This is a genomic window from Stenotrophomonas sp. 63632_Sma (assembly GCF_056482875.1).
In genome coordinates this window covers 2,454,896-2,480,366 of sequence record NZ_CM151220.1, presented here as the reverse complement: position 1 = coordinate 2,480,366, position 25,471 = coordinate 2,454,896, and the positions used below count along the sequence as shown (strand labels likewise).

Genomic DNA, 25,471 nt, shown 5'->3' with positions numbered 1-25,471 from the left:
GAAAGCCATGAGTACACGACTGCGATTGCCGGCCCTGCGCCAGCGCGACGGCCACCACGCCCGCGTGACCTACGAAGAACTGTTCTTCGACCTGGTCTACGTGTTCGCGGTCACCCAGCTCAGCCACCACCTGTTGCACCACCTGGACCTGGCCGGCGTGCTGCAGACCCTGGTGCTGTGGTTTGCGGTGTGGCTGGGCTGGCAGTATGCCTGCTGGGTCAGCAACTGGTTCGATCCGGAGGCACCGCGCATCCGTGGCCTGCTGTTTGCCACCATGCTGTTGGCCTTGTTGATGTCCTCGTCCATTCCCGAGGCGTTCGCTGACCGCGCCTGGGTGTTTGCCGGGGCCTACGCCACCATGCAGGTCGGGCGCACCGCCTTCGTGCTGCTGGAGGTCGGTCGCACGCATCCCCTGACGCCGAACTTCCGTCGCATGCTGGCCTGGGTGAGCGTGTCGGCCTGCTTCTGGCTGGCAGGTGCGGCAGCCGAGGGCAATACGCGGTTGGCGCTGTGGGCGGTGGCGGTGGCGTGCGAATACGTCTCACCGATGTTCGGCTTCGCGTTCCCGGGGCTGGGCCGTTCGCACACCCGCGAGTGGACCATCGAGGGCGGGCACCTGGCCGAGCGCTGCCAGCTGTTCGTCATCGTCGCACTGGGCGAGACGCTGCTGGCGACCGGTGGCGTGCTCAGCGAGATCGAACAGTGGAGTGGGGCGGTGGTGTCGGCGGTGCTGGCAACGTTCGCCGGCACGATCGCCATGTGGTGGCTGTACTTCGGCATCTCCAGCCGCGACGCCACCGAGGCCATCAGCCATGCCGAAGACCCGGGCCGGATGGGGGCCAACTTCCACTATGTGCATGCGTTGCTGATCGCCGGGATCATCGCTACGGCGGTGGGCAATGACCTGGTCATGGACCACCCGCACGCTGCGGTGACGCCGGTGTATGCGACGGTGCTGGTGGCCGGCCCGTTGATCTACCTGCTGGGCAGCGCGCTGTACAAGCGCGTGGTATACGGGCGCGCACCGTACTCGCATCTGATCGGTGCGGTGGCGCTGGGCGTGCTGGGCGTGGTGGTGCCGCAGACCCATCTGCTGGCCGCTGGCTGGTTGACCAGCGCGGTGCTGCTGGCGGTGGGGTTGATGGATACGCGGTTGAAGCACCGTCTGCAACGGGCGTGATCAGCCCTCTGCCGGGTAGAGTCGAATGTTGGTCGACTGCTCTTCCACAAGGTTGTGGAAAATCCCGCGCTGCGCGCGATAGTCGACTGACAGTCGACTCTACCGCCGCCCTCTACCGCCTGAGGTGGCCTGGCCGAGCGCGGCGGCCATTGCCGCAAGCTTGCCGACCGTGTTGAGGTTGCGGGCGGTGCCCTGCTGGGCATAGGGAATCCGCAGGCGTGAGTCGGCCATGCCGTCGCCATAGTGGACGAAGATCTCGCGGGTACCCAGAGCCAGCTGCTCATCGCGCAGGCCGGTCACCCCGGCCAAGGGATCCGTGGGCAGTGCCTCATCCACGAACAGCGCGACCACGCGATTGCCGGCGGCATGCGGAAACGGATTGCGGGCGGCAACCGCTGCGATCTCGGCTGCGGAGCGCACCAATACACCCACCGGTTTTCCGGCATAGGCCTGCAGCCGTTGGCCAAGGGCTTTCCGCACGCCGGCTTCGTCAAGTCCGCTGCGGAACACCACGTTGCCGCTGGCGATATAGGTGCGGACGTCGGTGAAGCCGGCGTCTTCGCACATCGCCACCAGTTCAACCATCGGCAGCTTGCCGGTACCTCCGACATTGACTGCTCGCAGCAGTGCGACATGCACGCTCATGGGGAACCTGCCTGCAAGCGGTCGTACATGCGCACCAGGTCGACCAGCGTACGCGCGCCCATCTTGCGCATCACCTGCGCGCGGCGCACTTTCACCGTGATCTCGCTGACCCCGAGGTCGCCGGCGATCTGCTTGTTGAGGCGGCCGCGCACCACACCGTCGACCACCTCGCGCTCGCCGGCGTTGAGGGTGTTCCAGCGCTGCTGCAGGGCATCGAGTGCCTCGCCGTCACGGCGGCGCTGGCGGTCGATGTCGATCCCCTTGTGGATAGCATCCAGCAGCTCCTGGTCACGGAACGGCTTGGTCAGGAACTCGATGGCGCCGTCCTTGATCGCGTTGACGCCCATCGCGATGTCGCCGTGGCCGGTAATGAACACCACCGGCAGCTGCAGGCCGTGGCTGCCCATCGTGCGATGGAACTCCAGCCCGCTCTGGCCCGGCATGCGTACGTCCAGCACCAGGCAGGCCGGCGCATCTTCCAGCTCATGTTCGAGGAACGCCTGGGTGGAGGCGAAGGCCCGCACCTGCAGGCCCATCGAGGCCAGCAGGTCTTCCAGCGCGGCGCGCACCGACGGATCGTCGTCGATCACGTAGACGATGGGTGCCGGGTCGGTGATGGGTGCAGCGGGCTTACGCATGGGGAGAATCCGTGGCGATGGGCAGGTCGAACACGAAGCAGGCACCGCCGCCTGCCGGTCGTTCGGCGCGGATCTGGCCGTCGTTGGCCTCGATCATCGAACGGCTCAGGCTCAGACCAAGGCCCAGTCCGTGCGACTTGGTGGTCCAGAACGCATCGAACACACGCTCGGGATGATCGGCGGGCAGGCCGACACCGCGGTCGCGCACGCTGAGGCTGATCCGCTGTCCGTCGCGTTGGGTCAACAGGGACAGGCGGCGATCGGCAGCGGGCACTGCTTCCATCGCGTCCACCGCATTGAGGATCAGGTTGCCGATCACCTGCTGCACCTGCACGCGATCGGCTTGCACCAGCGGCAGGTCGGCATCGAGCAGCAGGGCCACGGCCACGCCGTGCTGGTCCAGCTCGCTGCGCGACAGCGCCAGCATTTCCTCCACCGCCTGGTTCAGGTCGAACGCGCGTCGTTCCGGTGCGGCACCCTGGGTCAGGCCGCGGATGCGGGCGATCACGTCACCGGCGCGATGCGCGTCGGCCAGGATGCGGGCCACGGTCTGCCGGGCCTTGTCCACGTTCGGTGGGTCCTGCGCCAGCCAGCGCTGGCAGGCCTCGGCGCTGCTGGCGATGGCCGCCAGCGGCTGGTTCACTTCATGGGCGATGGAGGTGGTCAGCTCGCCCACGGTCGATGCGCGCGCCACCCGCAGCAGCCGGCCCTGTGCTTCCTGCACTGCGGCCTTGGCCGCTTCCATCTTCAACGCCAGGTAGGTGGTGATGCCGATCACCAGCATGCCGATCACCGAGTTGACCAGGCCGATGCGGTAGGTGCCGAAGCGGGTGAGGAAGAAGCTCAGGGCGGTGAGTGCGATGCAGGCGATGGCCAGGCTGATCAGTCCGCGCGCGGCGAGTACGCGCGATGCGGCGAGGATGACCGCTGCGTAGAAGCAGGCCGCCGCCACGGCGTAGTCGGTGACGGTATCGACCAGGAAGATCGCCGCCATCACGACGATCAGGGCCAGCAGCACCAGCGGGCGGCGGGGCGACAGCGATGGCATCGGGGAAGCTCCCGGGCGTGGGCGGAAAGGATAGCAAAGCCGGCATTGGTGGATGCCGACCTGGGTCGGCGTGCTCTTGTGTGGTGGGTGCCGACCGTTGGCCGGCACAAACCAGAACGATGCCTGGTAGTGCCGGCCGCTGGCCGGCAACTGCACGGTACTTCCGGAGATCACGGGGTTGCCGGCCAGCGGCCGGCACTACCCCAGCGGTGGGCATGCCGAGGCGATGCACGGTGCGTCCGGGGATCATGAGGTTGCCGGCCAGCGGCCGGCACTACTCCTCCAGGCTGGCGTTCCAGAACCCCTGCAGCACGCCGGGGGTGGTCGCCAGCGTGGCCAGCACCGCATCCAGTTCACCGGCATCCACCGTGGTGGCATACAGTACGGCTTCTATCTCCACGTCACGCTCGCCGAATGGGCGCTGGTCCACCGCGCGTACCGGGTAGTGCGCCTGTTCAAGCAGCAGCAACAGCTGGTCCAGCACCTCGGCCTGCTGCTCGCGCTGGCAGACCACGTTGATTGCATAGGTCGCCTCGCTGAACGCCTCCGGCAGCGGCTGCCGCTGGATGCGGTTCACCACCGGCCGCAGCAAAGTGTTGGCGGCCAGCACGAACACGGCCGCCAGCACCGCCTCCGGCAGCAGCTTGATACCCGCGCAGGCACCCACCGCCGCCGAGCCCCATAAGGTGGCCGCGGTGTTCAGGCCGGACACCTGCGCACCGTCCTTCATGATCGCGCCGGCGCCGAGGAAGCCCACACCGGAGATCACATAGGCCACCACGTGCAGTGGCGACGGCGGGCCGCCGTACAGGTCGTGGAAGCGCACGGCCAGGTCCACGAAGACGGCAGCACCCACCGCCACCAGTGTATTGGTGCGCAGGCCGGCGGTGCGTTGACGCAGCAGTCGCTCCAGGCCGATAACGGTGCCAAGCACGAACGCCACCGAGAGGCTGATCAACGAGCTCAGGGTCGCGCCGGCGTTGAACGCCGGCAGGTTCGGATTGATGTCCATTGTGTTTCTCCCTGGACCAGGCGGCGGGCGCTTACTGCCAGCCGTAACGACGGATGTAGATCTTCTTCAGCAGGGTGGTCAGCACCGCGTAGCCGAACAGGATCGCCACCAGGAACGGCCAGTAGCCGGTCGGCAGGGCCTGCAGCTTGAAGTAGCCAGCCAGCGGGCTCATCGGCAGGGCCACGCCGATGGCCATGATCAGGCCGGTCATCACCAGCAGTGGCGGCGCGGCGATGCTCTGCAGGAACGGCACCTTCGGCGTACGGATCATGTGCACGATCAGGGTCTGGGTCAGCAAGCCGACCACGAACCAGCCGGACTGGAACAGGCCCTGGTCGGCTGGTGTGCGCGCATCGAACACGTACCACATCAGCGCGAAGCAACTCAGGTCGAAGATCGAGCTGATCGGCCCGAAGAACACCATGAAGCGGCCAATGTCTGCCGGGTTCCACTTCAGCGGCTTGCGCACCAGCTCCTCGTCCACGTTGTCGAACGGAATGGCGATCTGCGAGATGTCGTACAGCAGGTTCTGTACCAGCAGCTGCAGTGGCAGCATCGGCAGGAACGGCAGGAAGGCCGAGGCCACCAGCACCGAGAACACGTTGCCGAAGTTGGAGCTGGCAGTCATGCGGATGTACTTCAGCATGTTGTTGAACGTGCGCCGGCCCTGGATGACACCTTCCTCCAGCACCATCAGGTTCTTTTCCAGCAGGATGATGTCGGCGGCCTCCTTGGCGATGTCCACCGCGCTGTCCACGCTGATGCCGATGTCCGCCGCACGCAGCGCCGGTGCATCGTTGATGCCATCGCCGAGGAAACCGACCACCTTGCCCTGCGCACGCAGCTCGCGCACCAGCCGTTCCTTGTGCAGTGGCGTCAATCGGGCGAACACACGGTGGTGGTGCAATGCACGCGACAGTGTGCCGTCGTCCATGCGCTCGATCTGTGGTCCGGTCAGGATGGTGTCCGCGTCCAGCCCGACCTGGGCACAGACGCGGGCGGTGACCAGCTCGTTGTCGCCGGTGAATACCTTCACTTCCACACCATGCGCGGCCAGCGCCTGCAGCGCCTGCGCAGCCGATTCCTTCGGCGGATCGAGGAAGGCCACGTAGCCGACCAGGGTTAGCCCGCATTCGTCAGCCTGCGAATACACGGTCTGGCTGGCGGCGGTTTCCTTCATCGCCACTGCCACCACGCGCAGGCCCTGTTCGTTCAGTTCTTCGGTGGTCTGCCGCACGCGCGCCAGCCGCTGCTCATCCAACGGCTTGTCCTCGCCGTTCTCGCGCACCGTGCTGCATACCGCCAGCATCTCTTCCACCGCACCCTTGCAGATCAGCTCATGGTGGTCCTCGCGTTCGGACACCACCACCGACATGCGGCGGCGCTCGAAGTCGAACGGAATCTCATCCACCTTGTGGTAGTCCTGCGACAGCCGCAGCGAGCTCTGCAGCTCCACGTGCTCCAGCACCGCACGGTCGAGCAGGTTGATCAGCCCGGTCTGGAAATGGCTGTTGAGGTAGGCAAACTTCAGCACATCCTCCGAATCGTGACCGAACACGTCGGTGTGCCGTTCCAGCGCGATCTTGTCCTGGGTGAGGGTGCCGGTCTTGTCGGTGCACAGCACTTCCATCGCGCCGAAGTTCTGGATCGCATCCAGGCGCTTGACGATCACCTTGCGCCGCGACAACAGCACCGCACCCTTGGCCAGGGTGGAGGTGACGATCATCGGCAGCATTTCCGGGGTCAGGCCTACCGCCACCGACAGCGCGAACAGGAAGGCCTCGGTCCAGTCGCCCTTGGTCCAGCCGTTGATCAGCAGCACGAACGGCACCATCACCAGCGCGAAACGGATCAGCAGCCAGCTGACGCTGTTGACGCCGGCCTGGAACGCGGTGGGCGCACGGTCGGTGGCGGTGCTGCGCTGGGCCAGGGTGCCGAAGTAGGTGCGGTTGCCGGTGGCCAGCACCACGGCGGTGGCTGTGCCGGACACCACATTGGTGCCCATGAACAGCAGGTTGTGCTGCTCCAGCAGGCCGGCCAGGCCGTCGCCGGGGTGCGCGAACTTCTCCACCGGCAGCGACTCGCCGGTCATCGCCGCCTGCGCCACGAACAGGTCCTTGGCGGTCAGCACGCGGCAATCGGCCGGAATCATGTCGCCGGCCGACAGCACGATGTGGTCACCGGGCACCAGCTCACGGATCGGCAGGTCCAGCAGGCGGGCCGGGCGACGGCTGTGCAGGTGCGCACCGAAGTACTGGTCGGCCACATCGGCGGCCTCGGTGCCCGGATTGCGGCGCAGCACGCGTGCGGTATTGCCGACCAGTGCCTTCAGCCGCTCGGCGGCACGGTTGGAGCGGCCTTCCTGCACGAAGCGGATCAGCGTGGACAGCAGCACCATCGCGCCGATCACGATCGTGGCCTTGATGTCCTCGGTCAGCCAGGACACCGCCGCCAGTACGGTCAGCAGCAGGTTGAACGGGTTGCGGTAGCACTGCCACAGATGGCGCCACCACGGCAGCGGCTTTTCGTGATCCACCTCGTTGGGGCCGAGCGTGGCCAGCCGCTCCTCGGCCTCGTGCGGGCTGAGGCCATCGACGTGCGAGTCGAGCGCAGCCAGCAGGCGCGGCTCGTCCAGCTGCGACAGGGTGACCAGGCCGGTGGTGAGCGCGAAAGGTGCGGCTTCGGCACTGCCCGGGCCGAAGCCGGCTTCGGGCATGGCGCGACGGCCGAACAGGTTGCCTGCGCGACGGCTGCGCAGGAAGGCATTGAACCAGGCGTTGAGCAGGCTCATGGGAACTCCTTGAATGTCAGAGCCGGCCGCGGCCGGAACACGAACGGAACGGATGCAACGGTTCAGGCGTGGCGCATCGCCAGCACCGCCGGCGACCACGGCTGCATGTGCAGGCGCTGGCTGCCGCCGATGCACAGCGGCTTCATCGCATCGCGAAGGGGGTAGGGCAGATGGCGCAGCACGTTGATACGTTCGCTGATCGGCAGCAGCGACAGTGCATCGGCGACCACGCGCGGCGAACCGAGCGACAGCGAACGGGCGAAAATCACGGGGCCGTGCTGCAGCAGGTGGCTGCGCAGGGCGGCAACATCGCGCTCGCCGATCAGGCGGCGTAGGGTGATGTAGAGGATCTTGTAGGACATGGGGGTGATCTCCAGGCAGGCGGCGCCTGGCGATCCCCCGTCACTCAGGCAGGCAGGGACCGGCGGGCAGGCGCCAGGAACAGGCAACAGGCGGGCATACGGGGCGCGGTGCGCCCGGCAGGGTCGGGGTCCATCTGCGTCTCCATGAGGGGAGGGAGCCAGCCAGGGTTGCCCTGGCCAGTGGCGCCATTGTCCGCCCCTGAATGAGGCAGTCCTAGAGGCTCGTGGGTTAGCCCGGCTATACCTTGGTATAGCCGGGCAAGCATCGCGCCAATCGATGGCGCATCAAGGGATCAATGCGAGGCACTGGTCTGCTTGCACACGTCGTACTCGCCGCGGCTCAACGTCTTGTTGCGATCGGTATCGCAGGCGTGCAGTCGTTCTGCCCAGTCCGGCGCAACCGCATCGACTTCGGCCAGGGTGACGATGCCGTCCTTGTCCTTGTCCAGCGATTCATAGGCTGGAATCAACTTCACTTCGGTTACGTCCTCGGCCGCGGTGGCCTTGCTGGCTTCCTGCGTTTTGGAACAACCGCCCAGCAGAATGCCGGCCGAGAGGATGAGGAGAGCGGGAAGGTAGCGGAAACCGGTCATGGCGTGCTCCTGAGGAGGGGGCGGTCCACCGGTGTGGTGGCCACGGCCGGATCTTCGGCGGGGGACTGTAAGCCGGTTGCGAAGAATGCAGGCAAGCGTGCACGCAAGTAGGGCGCCGTTCACCGCGATGGCGCCGGTCCAGCGGGTCAGGACCGGCAGACTAGGAATCGCTTCAGATGCGTAGGACATGTCCGGCTTTTGCAACTTTTTGCATATCGAGATTGTGATGCGGTCGTGAAAATTCGCGCTCGCCTTTCCCTGCGGGCCCGCCATGCGTCGTCTTCTCTCATTGATTCTGTTGGTCATCCTGTCTGGTAGCGCGCACGCATCCACACCCCAGATCAACGTAGGCGTGCTGTTCGACTATCTGCAGCCCACGCACAGCAACCTGCTCAAGCGCATCCGCAACACCGGTGACGCCACGGCTTACGTGCGGGTTGAAGTCACCCAGATGCACTTCGATGCGGAGGGCAAGGCCAGCGAAACGCCGGTGGATACCACAGCGCTGGTCCGCAACACGCCGGATGCGCAAGGAGTCATCGCCAGCCCCAGTCGCCTGATCATCGCAGGCAATGGACAGCAGGCCACACGCCTGGTGTATCGCGGTGCGCGTGACCAGGAGCGCTACTACCGGTTGCGCTTCATCCCGGTGGCGCCAACGGCCGAGGACTTCTCGATCAGCGAAGAGCAGGCCCGGGAGGCTGCGGAGCTCACCTCGGCCATCCGCGTGTTCACCGGCTACGGCACGATCTTCTTCGTCGCGCCGGAGAACCCGCACTACGACACGCTCATCGAGCAACAGCAGGTACGCAATCGCGGTAATGCCACCGTGGTGCTGGACAACCTGCGCCAGTGCGAGCGCGACCGTCCCGATACCTGCACGCCGGGAATCATCGCGCATGTGCGTCCCGGCAACAGCTACGCGCTGCAGGCTGCCGAGCACCAGTTCCTGCGCTTCGAGCTTCGCGAAGGCGACAGCCAACGCAGCATCGACTCACGCCGTTAAGCCCACTTCCACCGTTGGATCTGTCCCGAACGGGCCTGCCAGGCGCCCGCTGGGACGGCGTTGCCCTTGCCTGGCACCTTGATTCCTACCCTTGAACCTGGAGTGCATCCATGTCCCTGAAGACCACCCTGCTGGCAGCGGCTACCGCCCTGCTGATCACCCCGGCCATTGCCCTGGCCGCGACCGAAACCAAGTCGATCACCGTCAACGTCACCGCTGATGTGCCGAACACCGCTGGCCTGCAGGTGTCCACCCCCGATGGCTGGGAAGGCCTGCCGCAGAACCTGCCGTGGGATACCGCCCGCCAGACCCTGGGCGATCTGACCGGCCGTGTCATCAACATCAAGTCGCCGGCGGCCATCACCGCCTATCTGTCTGCGCCGGCGCAGATGGCCTCGGCCGCCGACGTGGTCGACCTCGCCGTGAAGCTGGACAACGTGGTGGTGCCGGCCACCTCGGCCGCCAAGATCACGGTGGCCAATGCCGCACAGGCCGCGGCCGGCAAGTCGTTGGCGTTTGCCATTACCCCCACCGTGCCGACCGATGGCTACAAGCAGGGCAGCTACGGCGGCCAGTTCCACATGATCTTCGAAAGCGATATCTGACGATCATGCAGCTTCGTGCCCTTCCTGCCGCATCGCAGATGCAGCGGGAGGGCACGGGCATCCGCCCATGAAACGACCCGTCCGTCCCGCATCTCCGGCCCTTGCGCGATTGGCTGCCGGCATCGGCGCCGTGGTGTTTGCCGCGTCCAGCCATGCCGCCGGTCTTGCGCTGGGTGAGCTGCCCAGCCTGCTGGAGCAGCGCGAGCGCATGCCTGCGGAGTTCCGTGAGCACCTGTTCGGCAATCCGCTCACCGTGCGGGTGGAGCTGGACGGGCGCTACCTGGGCGACGCCGAGGTGCTGCTGCACGAAGACAATCGCGTGCAGCTGATCGGTTTCGGCGAAGCCCACGGCAGCCCGCTTCCGCAGACGGAGCGTTCGCGCTGGGCAGACGTGCTGGCCGAGCCGGTGGCGCTGGGTGTGTGCAGCCAGCAGTGTCGCGGATTGGCGGCGCTGCACTACAGCCTGTCCAATTCCCTGCTCAGCCTGCTGACCCAAGCAGGTGCGCACAAGGAAGGACGCCACGTCGCGCTGCCGGAGCGCGGCAGCCATGGACTGATCGTCCGCAACAGCGTGGCCGTGCATGGCGGCCAGGAACAGCAGACCTCCGCGCGCTACAGCGCTGAACTGCGCGGCAGCGTCGGCCGCTGGAGCACGGTAGGCAGTTACCAGTACTACGCCCAACCGGGTAGCCGCGAGCACTATCTCAGTGCCCTGCATGCCCAGCGCGAGCTGGGCGACCATTTCGTGCGTGCAGGCTACTTCCTGCCCACCTTCGAAGGCATCATCCGCCAGCCGCGCGCACCCGGCACGCAGATCGATACCGCGCTGGGCTTCATGCTCGGCTCCTCGGACGTGCTGCTGGCCGACACGCGCAGCCCCAGTGTGTACCCGGTCTATGTCACTGCCAGCCGCGAAGGCGTGGTGGAGATCCTGCGCGACGGCAACCTCCTGTCCACGCAGGCCGTCAAGCCGGGCATCCAGGAGATCGACACCCGGCGCCTGCCCGGCGGCATCTACGACGTGGAACTGCGGGTCATCGAGGACGGCCACGAAGCCTCGCGTGAGACCGCGTCGATCCACAAACCAAGTCGATGGAGCGACCCCAGCCGCCGCTGGCGCTACAGCGTGTTCGCTGGCCAACAGCGGGGCCTGCTCGATAGCGGTCGCGCACTGCAGGAGGGCAGGCTGGCCGCGGGTGCGGTGGTCAATTACCTGGTGCATCCGCGGGCGGTGGCCGGTGCCACCGTGCAGCAGATCGGCACGCGCCGCGCGGCGGGGCTGTCGATGGACTGGCAGGCCAGCGACCGCTTCAGCACCTACACCAATGCCTATACGTCCAGTGATGCCGGGCGCGGCGTCGACCTGCAGGGGTTGTACCGCTACCGCGCCGGATCGGTAGTGGCCAACCATGCGCGCAGCTGGGCAGAACAGCGCCAGCGTGTCCTGCCCGGTGACGGCTCGGTGCCGCGTTGGGAAACCCGCGGGGGCTGGCAGGACACCACCGCGGTATCGATCACCCATCGCTTCAGCCATCGCGACAACGCCAGCCTGCGGGTGGCGCGCAGCTCGGGCTTCACCAAAGGCACCGGCATCGATGTGTCCTATGGACGTCGGGAGACCCTGTTCGGCAGGCACGACGTGAACTGGCGGGTCTCGGCCTACGACCGCCCTGGCAGTCGCTTCACCCATTACCGCCGTCAGCGCGGGATCGACCTCACCGTCAGCGTATCGCTGGGCAGCGAGCGTCGCAGCTACAGCGGCAGCCTGGGCAGTCGTACCGGCGAGGGCGGCCAGCGCGACACCTACGTCAGCGCGGCAGCGACGCAGCGTGTGGATGGCAAGCTTGTGCAGACCGTGAACGGGATGATCAGTACTGAGCGCAGTGGCATTGGCGCTGGAGCAGGTGCGTACCTGCAGAGTTCGTTGCTGGAAGGTGATGTGCAGCTGTACCGTGGCGCGGGCTCGGGCCACGTCAGTGGCAGCGCCAACCTGGACAGCACGCTGGTGATCGGCGGTGGCCGTGCTGCGGTGCTTGGCCAGGGCCGCAGCGGCAGCGTGGATACCGGCATCATCGTCGACGTGCGCAGCGACTACTCCGACGTGATGCTGCGTGGCGACGACAGCCGGGGCGGCGGTGTGGAGTTGAAGCCGGGGCGCAACTTCGTGCCGGTAACCGCGTACCGTGCGGGCCACGTGCAGTTCGACTTCCAGGGGCGGCATGCTCCCGCGGCCACGCTGCAACCGGCAACCATCAGCTACCACCTCAACAAGGGTGGGGTGATGCACGCTACCGTGGATGTGTTGCGCACCTTCACCGTAATGGGCCAGGTGCTGGATGCCGACGGCAACGGCGTGCGCGGTGTACAAGTGATCAACCATGCCGGGCGCAGCGTCAGCCAGGAGGAGGGATTCTTCACGCTGGAGCTGAGCGCACGCGCGCCGGTGGTGGAGCTGCGCTATCCGAACCTGGTGAGCTGCGTGCTGACGATGGAAGAGGGGCGCTATCCACGGGAGGGGGATGTGCTGATGGTGGGTGGCATTCGTTGCCCCGTGTCATTGGCTGTGAAGTGATTCAGGACCAATAGGAGGTCTCAGTTGAGATGAAAGCGGTGATGGGTGTGGTGGTCTTGTTCATTCTGTCGCAGACATTTCCTGCAGAAGCGCAGGTGGTGGAGAGGACTGTCTCCGGTGAATTTCGGCCGAATGCGCTGAACCCGGGCAACACTTCCTTTGAAAACACGACACCACGTGGGGGGTTCTGCAATTGGCGGCCCGCTGAGTGCGACAGAAGCGGGGCCTACATCTTCGATCTTGGCGCGAGAACGTATTGGACCAAGTCTGGAGATGGCGATCCAGCATCTCGCAGGGATACCACATACGTGCGCTTCCCCGCCCCAAGAGCCGTCACGGTCCGGGAAGTAAGAACCGGTGCAGAGTTCGATGTGACCATCAGTTTCATGGCGATTTCGCTGTACTTGAGTTTCGGCCGGGGTCAGGATCCTTGGTACTACGGTACTGCGGGGGGCTGCACCGCTATTCGTGGGGCGGGCGGATTAGGTTGGTCACACGGAGGATGGGGTGTCCGCACTCCGTCCAATCCTCAGGAATGTTTCAGCACCGTTGCTAGAAACGGCCGAAGCTACTCATATCGGAATGTTGGAATTGGCCTCAATGTAGAGCTTCCGAATACGACCGCACTGCAGTCGGGGCGATATGAGGCTTCAGAAAGCTGGACTACTGGAGGAGCCGGGGCGGACATTGATCTTGGAGACAATATTACGGGGGTTGAGTCAATACGATTGAACTTCGTGTTTGATGTGATGCATGACTTCAATGTGCGCTTCTCAGAGTCCGCGCCCAGCGCGAAGCTGGCTCCAGAAGAAGGCTGGTCGCAGTGGATTGACCATGGTCGCCCACCCAAACGATTGAGTCAGGAACTGCCGTTCCATCTGACCACGTCGATGGACTTCAGTATGAAGCTTCGGTGCGAGTACGACGCGGGTGATCGCTGTGGGATACGCAACTCCCGCGACGACGTGATAGCGCCAGTGGAGATTGATGTGACGATTCCCGGTATGAGCACTGTGCGCGATGGACGGCCTGCGCAGAACACAGCGCTGCTGCCGGATGATGCGCGGGCGCCACGCTTCACCCCGGATGGCTATCTGATGCAGCGGCGTTCGACGCTGCGATTTACCGCTGGTCGCGAGGCGGTGACGGAGATGCTGAAGTCGCCCGGTTCGCATTGGCAGGGCAACATGACGGTGGTGTTCGACGCCAATCCGTGACAGGAGGGCAGAGCGGCTGGGTAGAGGCGACCAACAGCCGGCTCTACCTGCAACCGGCGGGATGCCGGTCAGCGGCCGCCACTACCCACGCCGTCAGAAGCGGTCGGCAAACGCGTCCGTGGCCCGCACCAGTGCATCGACCGTCGCCGGCTCGTTGGCGCTGTGGCCGGAAGTCACCATCTCCAGCTTTGCTTCCGGCCAGGCCTTGGCCAGGTCCCAGGCGCTGCGCGGCGGGCAGATGATGTCGTAGCGGCCCTGCACGATCACGCCGGGCAGGTGGCGGATGCGATCGATGTCGCGCAGCAGCTGGTCCGGTTCCAGGAAGATGCCGTTGCGGAAGTAGTGCGCTTCGATTCGGGCCTTGGCCAACGTGTCCAGCGGATCATCGGTGGACACCGCATCCACCTCGTGCTGCAAGGTGGCGGCGTTGTCCTCCCAGCCTAGCCAGGCTTGCGCGGCGGCGATGCGGGTGGCCTCATCGGCGCTGTCCATGCGCGTCCAGTAGGCCGCGATCATGTCGTTGCGCTCGTCCTCCGGGATATAGGCCTCATACCGATCCCAGCGCTCCGGGAAGATCCAGCGCGCACCACCGTTGGCCTCGGCAAACCAGCGGTTCTCGATCTCACGACCGAGGAACACGCCGCGTACGATCAGGCCAGTGGCGCGCTCAGGATGTGCCTGCGCGTAGGCCAGCGACAGGGTCGAGCCCCAGGAACCGCCATAGACCAGCCAACGCTCGATGCCGAGGTGCTCGCGCACCTTCTCGATGTCGGCCACCAGATCCTGCGTGGTGTTGTCGCGCAGCTCGCCGAACGGTGTGGAGCGTCCGCTGCCACGCTGGTCGATCAGCACGATGCGGTAGCGTGCCGGGTCGAAGAAGCGGCGATGGGTGGGCGAAATGCCGGCACCCGGTCCGCCATGCAGGTACACCACCGGAATCCCGTCGGGCGTGCCGCATTCCTCGATGTGCAGGGTGTGCAGATCGCTCACTGGCAGGGTGAACTCGCGGTAGGGCTCGATGGCGGGGTACAGGGTGCGCATGGCAGGCGTCTCACAAGCAGGGGCGGCCAGCATAGCGCCGCCGCCTGTGGCCTGCAGCGGCGGGCTCCTGCGCGGTGCTGGAAATGGGCTGGCCGATGCGCATAAGCTGCCGCGATGCAAGCGACCACGGCCGGGACGTCCACCTTCAACCTCACCCTCGGCAGCGGCGCACGCGAGCTGCTGAAGTGGATCGCACTGCTGACCATGACTGGTGATCACGTGGCAAAAGTGGTCTACGGCGGCTACCTGCCGGTCATAAGCGAACTGGGGCGCATCGCGTTCCCGCTGTTTGCACTGGTAATGGCCTGCAACCTCGCCCAGCCGGGTGCAGACCTGCGCAAGTCGATCCGTCGCCTGGCCGTATGGGGCGTGGTCGCGCAACCGCTGCATGCACTTGCCTTCGGTCCCTGGTTGCCACTCAACATACTGCTTACTTTTGCCCTGGCTGCGGTGGCGGTGCATGCACTGGCCAGCAATCGCCCACTGCTGTTGCTGCTGGCGGCGGGCATGGCGCCGATGCTGGTGGACTACCAATGGGCGGGCGTCGGCTTCGTGCTGCTCGGATGGCTGGCGTTCCGCCATGGTGCGTGGTGGCTGCTGCTGATCGGGCTTGCTGCAGTGTGCTGGGCCAACCACAACGGCTGGGCGTTGCTGGCCGTTCCTGTGTTGCTGTTGGCGGCGCGGGTGCCGTGGCAACTGCCGCGCTGGCGCTGGGCGTTTTATGGATACTACGTGGGGCATCTGGCGGTGCTGGCGTTGATTGCTCGTCTGCTTGCGTAATGTCGGAACTGGCATGTGGCATGTCCCTGAATGCCGGATGCGGTCAAGGAATGCGCGATGCCGATGCGGGTGAAGCATGCCGTCATCGGCGTAGTGCAAGTTGTTGAATCTTCGGCTCGATTGTCGATATGCGACAATGCTGCCACTGCGTGAACGTTGCTGTCTTTGCACTTGGGTTGTTGGCGCCTGCCACCCCGTTGTGCTCATGATGGGGTGCCATCGAAAAAGGATGGCCGGGGCCTGGAAACCCCGTTGGTCGCGTGTAGTTTGCGCTCGCCAGCCGGCGTCGCCTTGTGCGGCGTCGGCTGGCATTCCGTTCGAGCTTTATGGCGGGCGGTGCGTGGAGGTGGGTGAAAACCCACCTGCCGGTTAGTGCTTACGCGACCACCGGATTTCCAGCCACGTACCGTCCGCCGCCTTTGTTAAGGGCGGTGGTCCTGCATGCCTTGCACGGAGACCTGCCATGAATGCATCGGAGTTCCCCCATCAGCGCGCCCCGGCCAATGCCGATGAGGGGCACGACATCCCGCCCGATCCCAACAGCCTGACGACCCTGCTGCATCGCATCGGGTTGGGCGCGGCTGCTGACGGTCAGTCTTGGCCCGAGCGCCATCAACTGCCGGGCCGATGCATGGCGTTGGCCGATGCTGATGGTGCGCTGGCCGGACTGCGCATCGTGCAGGAAATCCTGCTGGCGGCAGAACGCGCCCGCCAGAATGGCGGCCCGGACCAGTACGTCGGCGATCGAGTGATGGAAGGGCTGAAGCTGGCTGCGCTGGCGTTGACCAGCCATGCCATTTTCCGCCTGCAGCCGGGTTGAACGGGTAGGCCGAGGTTCAGTAGATCCACGCCATGCGTGGATGCTTCTGGCGGATCAACATGGAGGCAGCCAGGCATGGCCTGGCTCTACTGATGAAGCGAGTCGAGCATGGCTCGACTCTCTAGGTGGCGAATGCCAGTAGATCCACGCCATGCGTGGATGCCTTTCAGAAATCCATGGTGGCCGACAACAGCACCGTTCTCGGCGCACCCAGCGCCAGGCTCGACAACAACGGCATGCCCCAATACGCCTTGTTGGTCACGTTGTTCACGCTGGCGCGCAGGGCAAGCGGTCGGCTCGCCACCGTGGTGCTGTAGCGCGCACCCACATCAAACAACGTGCGCCCCGGCACCGACAGGCGGTTATCGGCACTGATGTACTGCTTCGACATCGCGGTGGCATTGCCGGTCAGGGTCAAGCCCTCCAGCGCGGGCACATCCCATTCCACGCCCAGCTTGGCCTGCCGCTGCGCAACAGCAGTAGCAATGCGGCCTTCATTCACGCCACCGGCCGTGCGGGTCAGTTTCGGCTGCACGTAGGCCACGCCGCCCAGCAGGCGCACGCCGTCCAGCGGTGCACCGAAGAAGCCCCATTCCACGCCACGGTTCCGTTGTTCGCCACCGAACGAGAAGATATTCGTGACCGGGTCGGTGTAGCTGCTCGGGCGCTTGATCTCGTACACGCTGAAGGTGTGCGCGAAGCTGCCCAGGTCCAGTTTCAGGCCCAGCTCCTTCTGCTTGGTGCGGAACGGTGCGAACACATCGCCGGCATTGGCAGCGGTCATCGGTGCGGTGGCGCCCTGGCTTAGGCCTTCGATGTAGTTGGTGTAGACCGAAAGCTTATCGGTGGCCTTCGCCAGCAGGGCGGCGGCCGGGGTGGTGGCGCTCTCGTCATAGCGTGAGGTGCGCGTACCGCTGGCCACGTTGAAGGTCTCGCTGACCACCTGCTGGCGACGCACGCCTACGGTCAACTGCACGCGGTCATCGGCGAAGGACACGGTATCGGCGAAGCCGAGACTGTCCAGCCGCAGTTCGGTGTGCGAGATATGCGGCGCGATGAACGGCGCGGCCGGGCCCCACACCGGGTTGTAGAGGTTGGTGGTCCAGTCCCAGCCCGGCACGCTGCGGCGGCCGTAGTCGTTCTGGGTGTGCTGGTAGTGGGTCACGTTGGCGGCCCACTGATGGCTCACGCTGCCGGTACGGAAGCTGCCGCGCAGGCCGGCATCACCGGACTGCTTCTTGATGTCGAAGGCGAGCTGGCCGATCACCGTGCTGAAGTCGCCGGCTGGATTGAGGATCTGCGCGCTGATCGAACCGTTGTAGCGGTAGTCGGTCTTGCTGGTGCCATAGGCCAGGTAGGCCATCAGGTGTTCGTTGATGTCCAGCTCGCCGCGCAGCATCGCGCCCTTGTCCTGGCTGTCCACGTAGGCCCAGTCCGGGTTGATCAGGGTGTCGCCACGGGGCGGGCGCGGAATCGCCACGCCCGGCGCCAGGCCGACGCCACGGGCCGGGCCGTCCACGCGGTCGTCGGCGCTGTACAGATCGGCGGACAGGCGGGCGCGCTCGCCGCGCCAGTCCAGTGCCAATGAACCCAGCTGCACCTTCTTGCTCTGCTTGCCCACTGCGCCGTCGCCATCACGGTAGGCGCCGTTGAAGCGGATGCCGAACTGCTTGTCGGCGCCCAGACGGCGGCCCACATCCACATGGGTACCGAATTGCGCATCGGAAGCGAAGTTGGCGCTGACCCGCAGCAATGGTTGCTCGCTAGCACGCTTGGGCACCAGGTTGACGCTGCCACCGACCGAGCCGCCCGGTGGCATGCCGTTGAGCAGGGCGGACGGGCCCTTCAGCACCTCGATGCGCTCGAACATCTCCGGCGAGGTGCGGTAGTACGGCGCCATGCCGCTGAGGCCGTTGAAGGTGGTATCGCTGGTGCTGGAGGCGAAGCCGCGGATGGCGTAGTTCTCGCTCCAGGAACCAGTCACGCCGTTGCTGAACACCGTCGGGTCGGTGGCGGCGATGACGTCAGTGAGGTCCTTGGCCTGGCGGTCGCGGATGAAGGCTTCGGTGTAGCTGACCGTACTGAACGGCGTGTCCATGAAGTCCTTGTCGCCGAGCAGGCCGACCCGGCCGCCGGAGGCCACCTGTCCGCCGGCATAGTCGCCGGTCACCCGGCGCTGTTCCTGCACCTGCACCGAGGGCAGAGTGGACGGCACGGATTCGGCCAGCGCGGCAAACGAGGCCAGCAGCCCCATTGCCAGGACTGACACCCGGTAGCGCCGGGCCATCGGCGGATGCATCTGCCCGCGGCTCGCGGCGGCCGCTGCGGGCTGCAGGGGAGAGGAAAGGTGGTACACGGTCATGCCAGGTTCCTGTGAATCGCAGGTGCGAACGCGCCTGGCGCGCTGCCGACGGCAAGCACGGGGGAGGGCGCGGCGCAGGGTTGTCGGCTGGGTGGGGACCTGGCGGGAAGTGAGCCTTGGGCTCGATCGCGGACGGCGGCGGGGTTGCGAACCTCACGCATTCCGAATTAGTTGAGTAAATTAAACTAAACCATATGAAGCGGACAAGAGGGTCCCTTTGCTGGCACCCTCGCTACGGTATGAACATGCACCCTGAAACCCCGGCGTCGGCCCGTGGCCGTCCGCCCACCATCACCCCTGATCGTCTGGCCGACATCGGCATCAAGCTGGGCCTGCCGAACCTGACCATGGCCAACGTGGCCGCCGAGCTGGCGGTGACCCAGGCCGCGGTCTACAAGCGCGTGGCCAATCTGGAGGCCTTGAAGCGGCTGGTGGCCGACACGGTGTTCCAGCGCTGGCAGATTCCGCGAGCGTCGGCCGATGCACCGGGCGGTCTGCAGGCTTACCTGCTGGGGTTCGTGGATTCGCTGTGCGAAGTGGTGAAAGCGCACCCCGGGCTGCCGCCGTACCTGCTGCGTCGTTCGGTGGCGACCACGCCAATGCTGGAGAAGATCGCCTCGCACCAGGCCCATGTGGCCGAGGTGTTCGGCCTGCCGCTGGACAAGGCGCGCTGGCTGCTGGCCACGATCGCGTTCTACTGCATTGCCGGTGCGAATACGGTCTACGGGATTGCCGACGACGAAGAGGGCCAGGTGATCACCGAGTTCAAGCAGGGCATGCGTGCGCTGGTGATCGGTTCGCTGGAGGTGTTGGAACTTCGGTAGATCCACGCCATGCGTGGATGCCGTTGCACGGCTCCCCACGGCCCCATCCACGCATGGCGTGGATCTACAATGCAGCCATGCCTGCCACACCCACCCTCGATGATCTGCGCCGCTACGCGGTGGCGCGCACGCTGTTCAAACCCACCACGCTGCTGACCGCGATCCGTCGCCTGGGCTTCGTGCAGGCCGATCCGATCCGTGCGCCCGCGCGTGCGCAGGACCTGACCCTGCGCCATCGGGTGAAGGACTACCGTGCCGGTGATCTGGAGCGGCGTTATGCGCGCCTGCCAGTGGAAGAGGATTGCCTGGTGAACTACGGCTTCCTGCCGCGCGAACATCTGGCGCTGATGCACCCGCGCGTGTCCAAGCGCGAATGGGATGCCGAAACCCAGCGCCGCGCGGCGGACGTACTGGCCTTCGTGCGCGAGCGTGGCAGCGTGCATCCGCGTGAGGTCGACCAGGCGTTCGCGCATGGTCGGGTGACCAACTACTGGGGCGGCACCAGCAATGCCAGCACGCACCTGCTGGAGGGCATGCACTACCGCGGGCTGTTGCGGGTGAAGCGGCGCGACAGCGGCACCCGCATCTATGCGGTTGCCGACCACGCCGAGGCGGATGCCAGCGAGCAGGCGCAGATCGAACGCGCCGCCGCCCTGATCGACCTGGTGGTACGCAAGTACGCGCCGCTGCCATCGGCCAGCCTGACCTACCTGGTGCGCCTGCTGGGCTACGGCGCGCCACATCTGGCCGAGCAGACCCGGCAGGCGTTGAAGCTGGCCAAGCAACAGCTGGCCAGCTGCACGCTGGACGGCACCACCTGGTACTGGCCGGCCGACGAAAACCCGCGCTCGCGCCGGCATGTGCCGGACGATCAGGTGCGCCTGCTGGCCCCGTTCGACCCGGTGGTGTGGGACCGCCGCCGCTTCGAGCTGCTGTGGGGCTGGGTCTACAAGTTCGAGGCCTACACGCCTGCGCCGAAGCGCCAGTACGGCTACTACGCGCTGCCGGTGCTGTGGCACGACCAGGTGGTGGGCTGGGCCAATCTCAGCGTACGCGACGGTGAACTGGCGTCCAGCGTGGGCTACGCCGGCAAGTCACTGGCCCGCGACAAGGTGTTTCGCGGCGCGCTTGAAGACGAACTGCAGCGCATGGCGGAGTTCCTGTAGCGCCGAGCGGCGCATGGGTGCCTATCGCTCCCGGTGCCCACCAAGGTGGGCATCTACCAAAGCAACGCCGCGCAGGCCCGGTAGTCGCCAACCTTGGTTGGCGCTGGCTTCCATCGGTGCCCACCAAGGTGGGCATCTACCAGAGCAACGCTCCTAAGGCCCGGTAGTCGCCAACCTTGGTTGGCGCTGGCTTCCATCGGCGCCCACCAAGGTGGGCATCTACCGAAGCAACGCTCCTAAGGCCCGGTAGTCGCCAACCTTGGTTGGCGCCGTGGTGTATCGGTGCCCACCAAGGTGGGCATCTACCGATTCCACCGCCCATGCGCCACCATCACCAACACCACCACGCCCGCGGCAACGCTGGTGTGACCGGACAGCGCAGCCAGACCAGAACCCACGCCCAACCCGCGCATGGCAAACACGGTGCTGAACACCAGCAGCGCCCAACCTATGGCCCGCAGCTGCTGGGTTGCCTGCGCGCTCAACGCACGACGCAACACGTCCCGCTGATGGCGCTCCATCGCCAGTGCCAGGCAGGCGAACGCGGCCAGCGACAACACGAACAGAATGACGTGGATCATGCACTGGCCTCCGGTGCCGCAGTGCGTGGCGCGGCAGACGGCCGTGCACGCTTCACCTTCGGCGCATGCCGCCAGGTGCGCCACGCCAGCAGCGTGTGCAGGGCGGCCAATGCCAGTAGGGTCAGGTCGGTGCCAGCGAATGCCCAGTCGCCCGCGGCCAGCGTGCGCCACAGCGGATGCAGCGTGGTCACCGCAGTCAGCACCGGCAGCAGCGCCAGCAGCAACGCCGCCAGCAGGAACTGTTCGATCCATGCACGCTTGGGTGTGCGCATCGTGGCGTGCACGAACATGGCCGCCCAGGTCAGGAAGAACACATGCACCTCCCACGCCGCGCGCCCGTCCATGGTGATGGGCAGCAGGCGGTTGGCCCATAGATAGGCCGCCATCGCCACCGACAAGCCGGCGACGGTGGCGATGTTGAGACGCTCGACCAGGCGGAAGCCGAAGTAGGGGCGCTGCGGATCAGGCAGCTGCGCGCGGCGCTTGACCGTCCATAGCACCAGCCCGGTGCCGACCATGGCGGTGCCGGCCAGGCTGACGATGAAGTACAGCCAGCGCAGGGCGGCATCGGCGAAGCGGCCCAGGTGCAGGCCATACAGCACGCCCTGGGTATCGGCGGCGACGCCCGAGTGTTCCTTGATCTGCAGCAGCTGCCCACCGCTGCCGTCGAACAGCAGATAGTTCGGGGTGGTCGAAACACGGCTGGACTGCGCACGCACCACGGCCACGCGTGCGTTCTCGTCGCCGGGATTCTGCACCTGCACGCTGCCCACCGCGCCGGCTCCCCAGCGCTGCTCGGCCTGCTGCACCAGTGCACCGACGTTGGTGAGCGGAGCAGGGTGGCCGGCGGCCTTCTGCGGTGGCAGGAACAGGCGCATCTCGCTGACGACCTCGGCCTGCTGGCGCTTGTCCGGCAGCTTGGCCAGGCCCCACGGCATGTACAGTACCGCCAGCATCACCAGGCCGCTCCAGGTGATCATGAAGTGGAACGGCAGGCCGAGTACCGACAGCGCCGCATGCCCATCCAGCCATGAGCGCTGGCCCTTGCCCCAACGGAAGGTGAAGAAGTCGGCGAAGATCTTCTTGTGGGTGATCACGCCGCTGACGATCGCCACCAGCATGAACATCGCGCACAGGCCGACGATCCAGCGACCCCACATGGCTGGCATGTAGTGCAGATTGAAATGGAAGGCGTAGAAGAAGTCACCGCCGCCGGTGTCACGTGCCTGCAGCGGTGCACCGGTGCTGGCGTCGAACAGGCCCGAGTCGAAGCCATGCCGGCCACGCCCGCCCGGGCTGGCCCACATCGCCGACACCCACGGCATGCGCGTGCTCGGCAGGCTGAGGTTGATCTGGCTGGCCGCAGGCGTGTCGGCCATGATCGCCGTGACGGTACGCTGCGCAACCACAGCGGCGTCCGGCAACACGGCCGGTGTGGCGATTTCCGGGCGGGTGTAGCGCGAGAGCTCGTCGCGGAAGTAGCTGGCGGTGCCGGTGAGGAACATCGCGTACAGGATCCATCCGGCCAGCAGCCCCACCCAGATATGCAGGTCGGACATGGTCTGGCGGATGCCGCGTGGCTTCGGAGTGCGATCGACCTTGCTCATGCAGCGCCTCCGTTGCCGACCGTCTGTGCGATCAACCACAAGGGCAACGCGACGAGGAGCAGGCCCAGCCACGCGCGCCACGCCGAGCGCACCGCGAACACCCAGACCACGGCGCCGGCGTACAGCAGGAAGCTGGCCAGCATGCCAGTGAACACGGCCTGGCGACCATCGATGGGCAGCGCCAGTGCCGCGATGCTGCACAGTGCGGCCAGCACATAGCCGCCGAACAACGCGGCGATGATGCGTGAGACCAGGGGCAGCCAGGTCAGCACGGAGGCGGTACGGGAAACGGTCAAAGCACTTCTCCAGGGCACCACGCGCAATGGCGTGGCGCCCTTGAAACGAGGATCAGAAATCGATGGTGGCCGACAGCAGGGCGGTGCGTGGCGTACCCAGCCCCGAGCCGAGGCTGCCCGCCCAGTACGCCTTGTTGGTCACGTTCTGCACGGTGGCACGCAGTACCAGCGGATGGCCGGCCGCTTGCGTCGCATAGCGGGCACCGAGATCGAACACGGTGCGGCCCGCCACCCACTGGCTGTTGTCAGCAGTGATGTAGCCCTTGGACAGGCTGACCGCGTTGCCGGTGAGGGTGAGGCCGGCCACGGTCGGCACGTCCCATTCGACGCCGAGCTTGCCCTGCCATTGCGGTGTGGCCGTCGCCAACCGACCTTCGTTGACGCCGCCCTGGGTACGGGTCAGCTTCGGCTGCAGCCAGCCGATGCCACCGAGCACGCGCAGCTGTTCGGTGGCCTGGCCGAACACGGTCCATTCCACGCCCCGGTTGCGTTGCTGGCCTCCGAACGAGAACACGTTGGTCGCCGGGTCGGTGTAGGAGCTGGGCTTTTCGATCTCGTACACGCTCAATGCGCTGGCCAAGCGGCCGAAGTCGAACTTGGCACCGACCTCGCGCTGGCGGGTCTTGAACGGCGGGAACACGTCGCCCGCGTTGGCGGCGGTTGCCGGGGCGGTGCTGCCCTGGCTCAGGCCTTCGATGTAATTGGCATACAGTGACAGGCGGTCGCTGGCCTTGAACAGCAGTGCACCGGCCGGGGTGTTGGCGCTGGCGTCGTAGCGTGCGGTGCGCTTGCCTGTGCCGCCATCGAAGGTATCGCTGAGCACGGTCTGGTGACGGATGCCCAGGGTCAGCTGCACACGATCATCGATGAAGGACAGCGTATCGGCGATGCCGAAGCTGGTGGTGCGCACTTCCGCGGTCTTCGGCAGCGACGCATCACTGAAGCTGCGGTCGATGGCAGGGCCCCACTGCGGGGTGTAGATATTGGTTACCCAATCGCGGGCCAGCAGGTTGCGCTTGAAGCCGAACTTCTGGTCGTGCTGGTACCAGGCTGCACTGATGGCCAGCGCGTGATCGACCGCGCCGGTGCGGAAACGCGCCGACAATCCGGCTTCGGCGGTGTCCTTGCTGTAGATGAAGCGTTGGTGGGCGAAGTTGTTGCGGAAGTCGCCGGCGGTGTTGGTGATCAGCGTGGTGGCACTGGCGATGGAGTCGAAATCGGTATGGCCGTGGCCGTAGCTGGCATGCGCCTGCAGGTAGTCATTGATGTCGAACGACCAGCGCAGTGCGGCGGCCTGGTCCTTGACGGTGCTGAAGGTCCAGTCCGGTGCAAACAGGGTGCTGGCTTTCGGCGGGCGGGGCACGGCCAGGCCGGGCGCCAGCGAGACGCCACGGTTGAGGCCATCCACATGGTCGCGGCTGCTGAACAGGTCCAGCGACACCTGCGAGCGCTCACCACGCCAGTCCAGGCCGAGCGATGCGAGCTGCGTCTTGTGCTGCTGGTGGTCGGTGGCGGTGTCGCCGTCGCGATGCACGGCATTGAGGCGTACGCCGAACTGCTTGTCCGCGCCGAAGCGGCGGCCGACATCCAGGTGACCGCCCCACTGCGCGTCGCTGCCGTAGCTGGCGGTGAAGCGGGTCAGCGGCGTGTCGCCTGCACGCTTGGGTACCACGTTAACCGCACCGCCCACCGAGCCACCGGGCGGCATGCCGTTGAGCAGCGCGGACGGGCCCTTCAGCACTTCGATGCTCTCGGCCAGTTCGGGAGTGACGCGGTAGTAGGGGATCAGCCCGTACAGGCCACCAAAGCCGATATCCGACGAGGCGACACCGAAACCGCGGATGTTGAAGTAGTCGGTGATGCCACCACTGGAGCCACTGTTGTAGACGCTGGGGTCGGTCAGTGCGATGACCCGCACCAGGTCCGGCGCCTGGATGTTGTCGATGAAGTCGGCGGTGTAGCGGGTGGTGTTGAACGGCGTGTCCATGAAGTCGAGCTCGCCGAGCAGGCCGACGCCGCTGCCGCGCGTGACCTGGCCGCCGGCGTAGGTATCGGTGGGTGCGGTCTTGTCGGCGCGCACGTTCACGGTGGGCAACTGGCGGGCGCCATCGGGTGCATCGTTGGCGTGTGCGGCGGTGGCGATCAGCAGGGTGGGCAGCAACGCCGCACGGGCGGCCAGAGACAGCGCCGAGCGGCGTGGGAGGGGCAGGGTTCGCAGGGGGAGGGACATGGCGGTTCTCGTGTGGTGGGTCGTGCGATCGGCCAGCACGGCGCCGTCTGTGACCTGCAGGGGCAGGACGACGCGGGCTGTGGAATGGCTGGCAG

The 25,471-nt window shown here is 66.1% G+C and carries 22 protein-coding genes; 9 read left to right on the top strand and 13 right to left on the bottom strand.

The window, feature by feature from the left end:
* The first annotated feature begins 7 nt into the window (after nt 1-7).
* Nucleotides 8-1,180 (top strand): low temperature requirement protein A, encoded by a 1,173-nt coding sequence (locus tag ACZK45_RS11540; RefSeq protein ID WP_478444677.1) that lies wholly within the window; start codon nt 8-10, stop codon nt 1,178-1,180.
* A gap of 99 nt (nt 1,181-1,279) precedes the next feature.
* Here ACZK45_RS11540 and ACZK45_RS11535 read toward each other — a convergent pair whose 3' ends face one another.
* The 7 genes from ACZK45_RS11535 to ACZK45_RS11505 all read right to left on the bottom strand — a co-directional run bounded on the left by ACZK45_RS11535 (nt 1,280) and on the right by ACZK45_RS11505 (nt 8,269).
* Complete coding sequence (locus ACZK45_RS11535; protein ID WP_478444676.1) at nt 1,280-1,825, bottom strand: DUF1697 domain-containing protein; 546 nt, start codon at nt 1,823-1,825, stop codon at nt 1,280-1,282.
* Entirely contained in the window at nt 1,822-2,463 is a 642-nt protein-coding gene (locus ACZK45_RS11530) for a response regulator transcription factor (protein ID WP_032129475.1), read from the bottom strand. Before ACZK45_RS11530 ends, ACZK45_RS11535 begins: the two co-directional genes overlap by 4 nt.
* Nucleotides 2,456-3,511: a sensor histidine kinase gene (locus ACZK45_RS11525; RefSeq protein ID WP_478058304.1), complete on the bottom strand. Its 1,056-nt coding sequence runs from the start codon at nt 3,509-3,511 to the stop codon at nt 2,456-2,458. Before ACZK45_RS11525 ends, ACZK45_RS11530 begins: the two co-directional genes overlap by 8 nt.
* Nucleotides 3,512-3,785: 274 nt before the next feature.
* Entirely contained in the window at nt 3,786-4,523 is a 738-nt protein-coding gene (locus ACZK45_RS11520) for an MgtC/SapB family protein (protein ID WP_478444675.1), read from the bottom strand.
* Between the two features lie 31 nt (nt 4,524-4,554).
* Nucleotides 4,555-7,314 carry a magnesium-translocating P-type ATPase gene (gene mgtA / locus ACZK45_RS11515; protein WP_197615923.1) on the bottom strand — a complete coding sequence of 920 codons (2,760 nt, stop codon included), beginning with the start codon at nt 7,312-7,314 and terminating at the stop codon, nt 4,555-4,557.
* 62 nt (nt 7,315-7,376) lie between these two features.
* A complete protein-coding gene (locus ACZK45_RS11510) occupies nt 7,377-7,676 on the bottom strand; it encodes a hypothetical protein (protein ID WP_100434717.1) in 300 nt (99 codons plus the stop codon).
* A 293-nt stretch (nt 7,677-7,969) separates the two neighbouring features.
* Nucleotides 7,970-8,269 (bottom strand): EF-hand domain-containing protein, encoded by a 300-nt coding sequence (locus ACZK45_RS11505; protein WP_253143219.1) that lies wholly within the window; start codon nt 8,267-8,269, stop codon nt 7,970-7,972.
* A gap of 271 nt (nt 8,270-8,540) precedes the next feature.
* On the opposite strand from ACZK45_RS11505, the gene ACZK45_RS11500 reads away from it, so the two are divergent.
* The 4 genes from ACZK45_RS11500 (at nt 8,541) to ACZK45_RS11485 (ending at nt 13,669) form a co-directional block, all read left to right on the top strand.
* Nucleotides 8,541-9,275: a CS1 fimbrial subunit B flags: Precursor gene (locus ACZK45_RS11500; protein ID WP_478444674.1), complete on the top strand. Its 735-nt coding sequence runs from the start codon at nt 8,541-8,543 to the stop codon at nt 9,273-9,275.
* Between the two features lie 110 nt (nt 9,276-9,385).
* Entirely contained in the window at nt 9,386-9,880 is a 495-nt protein-coding gene (locus ACZK45_RS11495) for a CS1 type fimbrial major subunit (RefSeq protein ID WP_100434714.1), read from the top strand.
* A 67-nt stretch (nt 9,881-9,947) separates the two neighbouring features.
* The gene (locus ACZK45_RS11490) at nt 9,948-12,452 is read left to right on the top strand and encodes a TcfC E-set like domain-containing protein (RefSeq protein WP_478444673.1); all 2,505 of its coding nucleotides are present in this window, start codon (nt 9,948-9,950) and stop codon (nt 12,450-12,452) included.
* Between the two features lie 29 nt (nt 12,453-12,481).
* A complete protein-coding gene (locus tag ACZK45_RS11485; protein ID WP_478444672.1) occupies nt 12,482-13,669 on the top strand; it encodes a hypothetical protein in 1,188 nt (395 codons plus the stop codon).
* A gap of 93 nt (nt 13,670-13,762) precedes the next feature.
* On the opposite strand, the gene pip is transcribed toward ACZK45_RS11485, so the two are convergent.
* Nucleotides 13,763-14,710, bottom strand: a complete 948-nt coding sequence (gene pip, locus ACZK45_RS11480) for a prolyl aminopeptidase (protein WP_100434789.1) — start codon at nt 14,708-14,710, stop codon at nt 13,763-13,765.
* Between the two features lie 114 nt (nt 14,711-14,824).
* On the opposite strand from pip, the gene ACZK45_RS11475 reads away from it, so the two are divergent.
* Nucleotides 14,825-15,490 carry a TraX family protein gene (locus tag ACZK45_RS11475; protein ID WP_125894837.1) on the top strand — a complete coding sequence of 222 codons (666 nt, stop codon included), beginning with the start codon at nt 14,825-14,827 and terminating at the stop codon, nt 15,488-15,490.
* 463 nt (nt 15,491-15,953) lie between these two features.
* Entirely contained in the window at nt 15,954-16,310 is a 357-nt protein-coding gene (locus tag ACZK45_RS11470; protein WP_478444671.1) for a hypothetical protein, read from the top strand.
* Between the two features lie 166 nt (nt 16,311-16,476).
* On the opposite strand, the gene ACZK45_RS11465 is transcribed toward ACZK45_RS11470, so the two are convergent.
* The gene (locus ACZK45_RS11465; protein ID WP_478444670.1) at nt 16,477-18,672 is read right to left on the bottom strand and encodes a TonB-dependent receptor; all 2,196 of its coding nucleotides are present in this window, start codon (nt 18,670-18,672) and stop codon (nt 16,477-16,479) included.
* A gap of 239 nt (nt 18,673-18,911) precedes the next feature.
* Between ACZK45_RS11465 and ACZK45_RS11460 the strand changes: the two genes are divergently transcribed.
* The gene (locus ACZK45_RS11460) at nt 18,912-19,496 is read left to right on the top strand and encodes a TetR/AcrR family transcriptional regulator (RefSeq protein WP_478444669.1); all 585 of its coding nucleotides are present in this window, start codon (nt 18,912-18,914) and stop codon (nt 19,494-19,496) included.
* A 77-nt stretch (nt 19,497-19,573) separates the two neighbouring features.
* Entirely contained in the window at nt 19,574-20,662 is a 1,089-nt protein-coding gene (locus tag ACZK45_RS11455; protein WP_478444668.1) for a DNA glycosylase AlkZ-like family protein, read from the top strand.
* A 302-nt stretch (nt 20,663-20,964) separates the two neighbouring features.
* Here the strand turns inward: ACZK45_RS11455 and ACZK45_RS11450 are convergent, their stop codons facing one another.
* Genes ACZK45_RS11450 through ACZK45_RS11435 form a run of 4 tightly spaced genes read right to left on the bottom strand, consistent with a single transcriptional unit; the run spans nt 20,965 to nt 25,376 of the window.
* Nucleotides 20,965-21,243, bottom strand: a complete 279-nt coding sequence (locus tag ACZK45_RS11450; protein ID WP_478444667.1) for a DUF3325 domain-containing protein — start codon at nt 21,241-21,243, stop codon at nt 20,965-20,967.
* Nucleotides 21,240-22,850: a PepSY-associated TM helix domain-containing protein gene (locus ACZK45_RS11445; protein WP_478444666.1), complete on the bottom strand. Its 1,611-nt coding sequence runs from the start codon at nt 22,848-22,850 to the stop codon at nt 21,240-21,242. The genes ACZK45_RS11450 and ACZK45_RS11445 overlap by 4 nt, the downstream gene beginning before the upstream one ends.
* Nucleotides 22,847-23,146, bottom strand: coding sequence for a DUF3649 domain-containing protein (locus ACZK45_RS11440; protein ID WP_032129500.1), 300 nt, complete (start codon nt 23,144-23,146; stop codon nt 22,847-22,849). The genes ACZK45_RS11445 and ACZK45_RS11440 overlap by 4 nt, the downstream gene beginning before the upstream one ends.
* A gap of 52 nt (nt 23,147-23,198) precedes the next feature.
* Nucleotides 23,199-25,376, bottom strand: a complete 2,178-nt coding sequence (locus tag ACZK45_RS11435) for a TonB-dependent receptor (protein WP_180837238.1) — start codon at nt 25,374-25,376, stop codon at nt 23,199-23,201.
* Nucleotides 25,377-25,471: the final 95 nt, after the last annotated feature.